Annotated in this window: 7 protein-coding genes and 3 pseudogenes; 5 read left to right on the top strand and 5 right to left on the bottom strand. The window is 72.1% G+C overall.

The features are described 5' to 3' along the window. Positions 1-143: 143 nt before the first annotated feature. Both ACWJ6R_RS24185 and ACWJ6R_RS24180 read left to right on the top strand, forming a co-directional pair. Positions 144-356: a hypothetical protein gene (locus ACWJ6R_RS24185; RefSeq protein ID WP_449064426.1), complete on the top strand. Its 213-nt coding sequence runs from the start codon at positions 144-146 to the stop codon at positions 354-356. A 2-nt stretch (positions 357-358) separates the two neighbouring features. Beyond that, positions 359-718, top strand: a complete 360-nt coding sequence (locus ACWJ6R_RS24180; protein WP_449064425.1) for a hypothetical protein — start codon at positions 359-361, stop codon at positions 716-718. Between the two features lie 214 nt (positions 719-932). Here the strand turns inward: ACWJ6R_RS24180 and ACWJ6R_RS24175 are convergent. After that, positions 933-1,289 (bottom strand): annotated as a pseudogene (locus ACWJ6R_RS24175) (carboxylesterase family protein); the annotation flags it as partial. A 239-nt stretch (positions 1,290-1,528) separates the two neighbouring features. Next, a pseudogene (locus tag ACWJ6R_RS24170) lies at positions 1,529-2,122 on the bottom strand (ATP-grasp domain-containing protein); the annotation flags it as partial. Between the two features lie 484 nt (positions 2,123-2,606). Here ACWJ6R_RS24170 and ACWJ6R_RS24165 point away from each other — a divergent pair. Next, on the top strand, positions 2,607-4,373 hold the full coding sequence (locus ACWJ6R_RS24165) for an ABC transporter ATP-binding protein (protein WP_449064424.1): 1,767 nt from the start codon (positions 2,607-2,609) through the stop codon (positions 4,371-4,373). Next, on the top strand, positions 4,370-6,313 hold the full coding sequence (locus ACWJ6R_RS24160; protein WP_449064423.1) for an ABC transporter ATP-binding protein: 1,944 nt from the start codon (positions 4,370-4,372) through the stop codon (positions 6,311-6,313). The genes ACWJ6R_RS24165 and ACWJ6R_RS24160 overlap by 4 nt, the downstream gene beginning before the upstream one ends. A gap of 109 nt (positions 6,314-6,422) precedes the next feature. Here the strand turns inward: ACWJ6R_RS24160 and ACWJ6R_RS24155 are convergent, their stop codons facing one another. Then, positions 6,423-6,893, bottom strand: a complete 471-nt coding sequence (locus ACWJ6R_RS24155; protein WP_449064422.1) for a hypothetical protein — start codon at positions 6,891-6,893, stop codon at positions 6,423-6,425. Next, positions 6,886-7,110: an AbrB/MazE/SpoVT family DNA-binding domain-containing protein gene (locus ACWJ6R_RS24150; protein ID WP_449064421.1), complete on the bottom strand. Its 225-nt coding sequence runs from the start codon at positions 7,108-7,110 to the stop codon at positions 6,886-6,888. The genes ACWJ6R_RS24155 and ACWJ6R_RS24150 overlap by 8 nt, the downstream gene beginning before the upstream one ends. Positions 7,111-7,514: 404 nt before the next feature. Between ACWJ6R_RS24150 and ACWJ6R_RS24145 the strand changes: the two genes are divergently transcribed. Then, a complete protein-coding gene (locus tag ACWJ6R_RS24145; RefSeq protein ID WP_449064420.1) occupies positions 7,515-8,333 on the top strand; it encodes a YVTN family beta-propeller repeat protein in 819 nt (272 codons plus the stop codon). A 63-nt stretch (positions 8,334-8,396) separates the two neighbouring features. Here the strand turns inward: ACWJ6R_RS24145 and ACWJ6R_RS24140 are convergent. After that, positions 8,397-8,843 (bottom strand): annotated as a pseudogene (locus ACWJ6R_RS24140) (RNA polymerase subunit sigma-24); the annotation flags it as partial.

The raw sequence follows: 8,843 nt of genomic DNA, 5'->3' as shown, positions 1-8,843 counted from the left end.
TCCCGTCCCCGCCGTAGCCGGGCGGGCCGCGCCGCGAGGGCGGGCCCCGTCCGGCCCGCCCCGGCCTTACCATTGCCTGGCCTCCCGCCGGTCGAGACGAGCGATGGTGGACATGGTTGAGATCGCCGACGGTCCCGTGAAGGGTGAAGTCCCTGCGTGAGACCACCCTGGCCAACCAGGAGCAGGACTGGCTCAAGTCCAACCTGGCGCGCATCTCCGGGCTGATGCAGGGCCACCGGGACCTGGCCGTCGTGGCCGAGCTGGTGATGAACGAGCCGGCCCCGCTGGTCTCCGCCCAGTACGGCACGTTCCTGCTGGCCGAGGAGGGCCCGGCGGGACCGCGCCGGTCAACCTGATCGTGCTGACGATCGTCTTCGAGGACCAGGTGCTCGGCGTGATCGAGCTGGCTGGCCTCAACCGCTTCACCCAGGTGCACCGGGCCTTCCTGGAGATGCTGGTGGAGACCATCGGCGTCAACGTCAACACCATCGTCGCCAACGCCCGCGCCGACACCCTGCTGACCGAGTCACAGCGGCTGGCCACCGAGCTCCAGGTCCGTCAGGAGGAGCTGCAGCGCTCCAACGCCGAGCTGGAGGACAAGGCGGAGCTGCTGGCCCGGCAGAACCACGACATCGAGACGAAGAACCGGGAGATCGAGCAGACGCGCCAGGAGGTCCACGCAGTGGCCGGCCCCGACGGTGCCGCCGCGCACGGGTGATCGCCAGCCGAACTCGTAGGCGTGGACGGACCGGCCGGCGGCCGCGCACGCCCGGTCCGAAGACCGCGCCGAGGGGCCCGGGATCCGGCTCGCCCGAGCCGAGCGAGCCGTACGTCGCGGCCAGTTCACCCGGCGTGAACGCAGAGAACGCCTCGCGCGTGGGCGGCACGCCGAGACGACGGGCGAGCGCGCGGGCCGCCTCCCGGGCGGGCTCGACCGGCTCCCAGGTCACCGATCCGCCGCTCATGTCGATCACGCGGTGCAGGAGCCCGGCGGCGGCGGGCGCCGCGAGCAGGGTCACGCTCGCCTGGCCGCCGGCGGACTGCCCGCCGACGGTCACGTTGCCGGGGTCGCCCCCGAAGGCGGCGATGTTGTCGTGGACCCAGGTGAGCGCCCGGATCCAGTCGAGCACGCCGGGGTTGGCCGGGGCGTCGCCCAGGGGCAGGAACCCCTCCACGCCCAGGCGGTAGTTGATCGCGACGAACACCAGGCCGTCTCGGGCGAAGGAGGCGCCGCGGTACCACGGGCCGGTGTTGCCGCCCGCGTTGAAGGCCTCTCCGTGGATCCACACCAGCACCGGCAGCCCGGCGCGGCCGAGGGCTCCTCCGCGAAGGGCACCGCGGGCGCGAAAGGCACAGAGGGCGCAGAGGGTACGGAGGACACGGAGGGCACGGCGTCCTCCCGCGGGAGCAGCGGCCGGTACCCCGGCACCGCGACCGGGACGGCCGTTCCGGCCCGGCGGGCGGCGGCCTTGCGCTCGATCAGGTCCAGGATCGGGTCCCGCAGGTCCACGTGGCCGAACCCGCCGAAGGCGGGGAAGGAGTTGGTCTCCAGGATGACCGGGCCGTCGCGGCCGCGCAGCAGGTCGGCGCTCATCAGGTCGAGCCCCGCCGCGCGGGCCGTACGCTCCACGACGGCCACCTCCTCGCCGGTGAGGGCCACCGGGCGGCACACGTCCCCCGGCCCGTTGGAGCGGAAGTCGCCCGGCCGGCCCGTCTGCTCGACCGCGGCGACGAACCTCCCGCCGACGACGACCACCCGGTGGTTGCGCCCGGCCGCCTCGGCGACGAACCGCTGGACGAGCAGCGGCCTCCCCCGGCCCCGGATCGACTCCGCCTTGACGATCAGCTCCTCCTCCCCCCTGGCGAGGGCGACCTCCGAGCCGCGCGCTCCGTCCGGCTGCTTGAGCACGACGGGGTAGCCGTAGGCCCGGGCGAAGATCCTGAGCTCGCGGTCGCCCGGGCAGAAGGCGGTGGCGGGCGTCGGGACGCCGCAGGCGGCCAGGCGCACGTGCGTGGCGAACTTGTCGGCCGAGCGCAGCACGGCGGCGGTGGAGTTCAAGTGCGCGATCCGGTCCTCCACCGCGCCGAGGACGGTGAGGCCCGGCAGGGCGTCGGTGGACATCTGATGGATGATCCCGTCCACCGCCAGCGGGAGCCCGTCGGCGCAGAGCCTCGGCACGCGGTCGTCGAGGGCGACGCTCAATTCGTGCCAGGAGACGACGAGCGGCAGGTGCCCCCGCTGCCGCGCCTCTTCCTCCAGATACGTGATGTCATCGTTCGGGGGCCTTCGCCAATTATGATCAGCAAGCGGAATCCCGAGCCGTTCGCCCCGTTTTTCATACTCTGTGTAGTGCCCTGATCGCATAGAGTCACTCATTGTCGGGCATGAACCCTTTCCTCCTGCGGAAAACCTGTTGACGGGATGCTTAGCCTTAACGGGCCCTTCACCGTCCGTGGTGACCGGCGTCAACCGAGACCCGTGAGGAGCGTGCCGCCTGACGATGTCCCCTGAACCTCCGGATACCGCCGCCCCCGAGCCGGAACCCGCGGCCCGGCAGCCGCGGCCCCGCAGCCGGCCCCTGGCCGGGATGCGCTCGCTGTGGCGGATGAAGTCCTATCTCCGCCCCTACTCCACCCGCCTGGCCGTCATCTGGGCGGCCTCCTTCCTCGGAACCGGGATCGGGATCGTCATCCCGCTCGTCGGCAGAGAGGTCGTCGACGGCCCCGTGGCCCGGGGCGACGCCTCGGGCCTGCTCCCCCTGGCCCTGCTCGCCCTCGCGCTGGGCGCGGTCGAGGCGCTGCTCGTCCTGGTGCGCCGCTGGCTGCTGGCCGATGCCGTCATCGGCCTGGAGACCCGGATCCGCGACGACCTCTACCGGCACCTGCAGCGGCTGCCGATGGCCTTCCACGGAGCCTGGCAGTCCGGCCAGCTGCTCTCGCGCGCGACGACCGACCTGTCGACGATCCGGCGCTTCCTCGGCTTCGGCATGCTCTTCCTCGTGCTGATCACCGTGCAGATCCTCACGGTGACCGTCCTGCTGCTGCGGATGTACTGGCCGCTCGGGCTACTGGTCGCCGCGTCGGCGGTGCCGGTGGTGGTCACCTCGCTGCGCTTCGAGCGCCGTTACATCGACGTCTCGCGCCGGGTGCAGGACCAGCAGGGCGACCTGGCCACCGTCGTCGAGGAGTCGGCGGCCGGTATCCGCACGATCAAGGCCTTCGGCCGCGGCCGCCACGTCTACGACGCCTTCGACGCCGGCGCCGGCGAGGTCTACCGGACCGCGATGGAGAAGGTCCGGCTCTCGGCCAGGTTCTTCACCTTCCTGGAGGTGATCCCGAACGTCGTCCTCGCCGCCGTGCTGCTGCTCGGCGCGCTGGCGGTGGGCTCGGGCACGCTGTCGCTGGGCACGCTGGTGGCCTTCACCACGCTCATGCTCCAGCTGGTCTGGCCCATCTCGGCCCTCGGTTTCATCCTGGCCATGGCGCAGGAGGCGATGACCGCGGCGGACCGGGTGATGGAGGTGCTGGACGTCGAGCCCGCCATCACCGGAGGCGCCCGGACGGTCGGGCGGCCGAGCGGGCACCTGCGCTTCGAGGGCGTGGAGTTCCGCTTCCCGGGCGCCGCGGAGCCGGTGCTGCGCGACGTCTGGCTGGAGGTGCGGCCGGGTGAGACGGTGGCGGTCGTGGGCGCGACGGGTTCGGGCAAGACCACGCTGACCGCCCTCGTCCCCCGGCTGCACGACGTCACCGCGGGCCGGGTCACGATCGACGGTCACGACGTGCGCGACCTGTCGCTGCCCGCGCTGCGCTCGATGGTCGCCACGGCCTTCGAGGAGCCGACCCTGTTCTCCATGAGCGTCAGGGAGAACCTCACGCTCGGCCGGCCGGACGCCACCGAGGAGGAGATCGGGGCGGCGCTGCGGGTCGCCCAGGCGGAGTTCGTCCACCGGCTGCCGTGGGGGCTGGAGACCAGGATCGGCGAGCAGGGCATGTCCCTGTCCGGCGGACAGCGCCAGCGCCTCGCCCTGGCCCGCGCGGTGCTGTCCCGGCCGCGGGTCCTCGTGCTGGACGACACCCTCTCGGCGCTCGACGTCGAGACCGAGGCGCTGGTGGAGGAGGCCCTCCGGCACGTGCTGCGGGACACCACCGGGATCGTGGTCGCGCACCGCGCCTCCACCGTGCTGCTCGCCGACCGGGTCGCCCTGCTGTCCGGCGGCACGATCGCGCACGTCGGCCGCCACCAGGAGCTGATGGCGGGCGTGCCGGAGTACCGCGCGCTGCTCTCCGCCGGCCTGGAGGAGGACCCGGACGAGCGCGCCGGTTTCGATGACGACTTCGACGACGACGTGGACGCGGAGGGGGCACTGCGGTGAGCGGACAGGACACGACGGACACGGCCCGCGCGACGGGTACGGCAGGCACCGCGGACCCTGCCCGCGCGACGGGTACGGCGGACACCGCGGGCACGGGGCGGGACTGGCGCGGCGTCGCCGCCGAGGACCGGGACGAGATCCCCGAGCAGGTCTCGCTCCTGCTCCGGGACCGCTCCCGGCGGCTGCTGGGCGATCTGCTCCGGCCGTACCGCAGGCGGATCGCGGTGCTGGTCGCGCTCATCGTGGCCTGCAACGCGGCCTCCCTCGCCATCCCCTACCTGGTCAAGGTGGGCATCGACGCCGGCATCCCGCCCATGGTCGCGGGCGAGGGACCGGCCGTGCTGGTCACGGTCGTCGCGGCGCTGCTGACCGCGGCGGTCGTGCAGGCGGTGACCCGGCAGGCGTTCCTCGGGATGTCCGGCCGGATCGGCCAGCGCATCATCCTGGAGCTGCGGCGGCGGGTCTTCCGCCACTTCCAGCGGCTGTCGCTGTCGTTCCACGACGACTACACCTCCGGGCGGGTGGTGTCCCGGCTGACCTCCGACATCGAGGCCATCTCCGAGATGCTGCAGTCGGGTTTCGACGGCCTCGTCACGGCCGTGCTGACCCTCGTCGGCACCGCGGTCGTGCTGCTCCTCCTGGACGTGCGCCTCGGGCTGGTCGCCCTCCTCCCGCTGCCGGTCCTGCTGCTGTTCACCCGCTGGTTCCGGCGGCAGTCGAGCCTCGCCTACCGCCGGACCCGGGAGACCGTCGCGCTGGTGATCGTCCACTTCGTGGAGTCGATGACCGGCATCCGGGCGGTCCAGGCGTTCCGCGGCGAGCCCCGCAACCAGGAGATCTTCTCCCGGCTGAACGCCGACTACCGGGACGCCAACGTGCGGAGCATGCGCCTGATCGCGGTCTTCATGCCCGGCGTCAAGCTCATCGGGAACGTCACGACCGCCGCCGTGCTGTTCTACGGCGGCCTGCTGGCCTCCGGCGGCTCGGTGACGGTGGGCGTGCTCGCCGCGTTCCTGCTCTACCTGCGCCAGTTCTACGAGCCGATGCAGGAGATCAGCCAGTTCTACAACACCTTCCAGTCGGCCGGGGCGGCGCTGGAGAAGCTCTCCGGCGTGCTGGAGGAGCGGCCGGCGGTGGCCGAGCCGCGCGACCCGGTCCCGCTGGAGCACCCGGCGGGCGGGATCCGGTTCGAAGGGGTGGAGTTCTCCTACCGGGACGGCACCCCGGTGCTGTCCCGGATGGACCTGGAGATCCCGGCGGGCCAGGTCGTGGCGCTGGTCGGCGCGACCGGGGCGGGCAAGACCACGCTGGCCAAGCTGGTCGCCAGGTTCTACGACCCGGTCTCCGGTCGCGTGCTGCTGGACGGGGTCGACCTGCGCGACCTCGGCGAGGACGCGCTGCGCGCCGCGGTGGTCGTGGTGACGCAGGAGAACTTCCTGTTCAGCGGGACGGTGGCGGACAACGTCAGGTTCGGGCGGCCGGACGCCACCATGGACGAGGTCGTCGAAGCCTCCCGCTCCGTCGGCGCCCACGGCTTCATCTCCGCGCTCCCCCAGGGCTACGACACGCCCGTCGGCAAGCAGGGCGGGCGGCTGTCGGCGGGGCAGCGGCAGCTGGTGGCGTTCGCCCGCGCCTTCCTCGCCGACCCCGCCGTGCTGGTCCTCGACGAGGCGACCTCAAGCCTGGACGTCCCCGGCGAGCGGCTGGTGCAGCGGGCCATGCGGACGATCCTGTCGGGCCGGACCGCTCTGGTCATCGCGCACCGGCTGTCGACCATCGAGACCGCCGACCGGGTGCTGGTGATGGACGGCGGGGTGATCGTGGAGGACGGCCCGCCGGAAGTGCTCATCGCGAGGGCCGGCCGCTTCGCCGGCCTGCACCGGGCCTGGCTGGACAGCATCAGCGAGGATCAGGCGTCACCCGGCGGTGACCGCTGGTAGGAAGGAGGGGGACCTGGTCCGAACCCCGCAGGGTGCGGGGTGCCGGGTGCGGGGTCGGGCCAGGAGGCCGTGGCCCCGCCGGTGAGCCGGGCGGGCCCCACCGCCCGGCTCACCGCAGAACGGCCCGGCTCAGCATCACCCGGCAGTACCACCAGAACGCGAGGGACAGGACGCCGACGCCGATGTCGAACAGGCTCATCGACGGCCCGAGGATGTCCCACCGGTCCCGGAAGGTGAATGTGAGGATCAGCAGCACCAGCTGAGCCAGCGCGGTCGTCAGGGCCAGCGGCACCGCCCGGCGGGAGCGCAGGATCGAAGCCGTCGCCGAGGCGAGGCCTCCGACGATGTTGAGGGTCCACAGGACGCCGAGACCGAACGGATAGTCGGCGAAGTAGCCGATCTGGGGCTCGGCGTAGCCCTGGGCGGACAGGTAGTCCGGGTTCAGCGTGAGCGTGAGCACCTGGTCCCGCGCACCGCCGATGTAGAGCGCGAGCATGAACAGCCCGGCGACCCACAGATGCCATGGTGCGCGGCTCCGCCGAGGATTCCCCGCAGTGGTCGGTACGGCGTCTTCACGCATCGTCGTTCCGGTCCTTCCGCGCGTCGAGCACGGTCTCGGCGAGGTGGACGAAGTCGTCGTTGCGCAGCACCGCGATACCGCGCCCCACATCCGCCAGCAGCAGCAATGTGTCTCCGGGAACGATCCCGAACATGTCCCGCATGTCCTTCGGGATGACGATCTGGCCGCGATCCCCGACTTTCGCCGTCCCGGCGAGCTTCCCTGGTGGTGGCGTCAATTCGGCTCCATGTGCACTCGTTCCTATTTTTCATACATTTCCCACTGCACGCGCCGAATGTTCGGCGTGACCGCGAGCTTTCGAGAGGACCGCGGCCGGCCCGCCCTCGACGTCGGCCGGAAAGCGATTCAGCTGGCCGAAATAACCAATTTTACGTATTTCTGCAGGTCGAATGCCTGACGCTCGGGACATGTCTATATAACGCCCTCTTGCAGCCCGACCGTAAATCATTACCTTTGGTAACGAAGCGATCATTTACGGTGAAGCGCTGCAGGTGGCGGTCGCGGAGACGGCCATCTCGGCGGGACGCCGTACCCGTCCAGAAAGGGCCTCCCATGGCCGCCGGCTCACCGCTCCGCTTCCCCTTCCGCCGCCCTCGACCGGCCGGCCGTGCCGCCACGGCCATGACCGACGCGCCCACCGGACTCCTCGCCCTGGTGACCGCGACCCTGGCCTACGTCGTCAACGGCGGTGACGACACGGTGTCGGTGATCGACACGGCCACCGGCAACGTGATCGCCACCATCCCCGTCGGCGAAGACCCGTACAACGTGGCGGTCAGCCCGGACGGCACCACCGCCTACGTCCCCAACCCCGGTGACGACACCGTCTCGGTGATCGACACCGCCGCCGGCACCGTGGTCGGCACCATCCCCGTCGGCGACGGCCCGCTCAGGGTGGCCTTCAGCCCGGACGGCGCCACCGCCTACGTCGTCAACCAGTCCGACGACACCGTCTCGGTGATCGACACCGCCACCAACACCGTGACCACCGCCATCACCACCGGCAACAGCCCGTACGCGGTGGCGATCACCCCGGACGGCGCCACCGCCTACGTCCCCAACAACAGCGACGGCACCGTCTCAGTGATCGACACCGCCACCAACACCGTGGTCGGCACCATCACCGTCGACCCCGACGCCTACAGTGCGGCGGTCAGCCCGGACGGCACCACCGTCTATGTCACCCATGAGGACGGCGGCACCGTCTCGGTGATCGACACCGCGACCAACACCGTGGTCGGCGCCATCCCCACCGGCACCGTCCGCTTCATGGACGGCGCCGCCACCCTGGGCACCGTCCCGGTCCTGGCCGGCACCGCCGTGCTGATCACCGGCTTCCGCACCCGCGGCCAGCACCAGATCACCGCCATCTACTCCGGCGACGCCGACTGCGAGCCCTCGGTCTCACCCCCACGCACCGTCACCGTCATCGGCTTCTGACCGCACTCCGCGCTCAGCCGCCGGCCCGTCCTCGACGACCCGCTGCGCCGCTCGGCCGCGCAGTCGCGCGTTGAGCCGGGCGGCCTGCCGTGTGAGGTGGTCGCGTTCGGGGAGGCTGGGCGCCGACCGGGCGGCTTCGGCGTACAGCCGCGCCGCCGTCGCCGGGTCGCGTCGCGCTCGTGGAGGTACGCCGCGACGGCGGTGTGGCGGGGCAGAGCGGGATCGAGCCCTGCCAGGGCGGCCAGGCCGCCGCGGCCGTCGGCCTCGCCGACCGCGACGCCCGGTTGAGCCGGGCCACCGGACTGCCGGTGAGACGCACCAGTTCGTCGTACCACTCGACGATCTGCACCCAGTCGGTCTCCTCGGCCGTCCGGGCGTCGGCGTGCAGCGCGGCGACGGCGGCCTGGGCCTGGAACTCGCCCAGGCGGTCGCGGGCCAGGGCCGCCTGGAGCACGCCGACGCCCTCGGCGATCAGGCGGGTGTCCCACCGGCCGCGGTCCTGCTCGGCGA

The organism is Planomonospora algeriensis (genome assembly GCF_977012225.1).
Note: the sequence above shows the minus strand (reverse complement) of the source record. Positions and strands in the feature narration are given on the sequence as shown.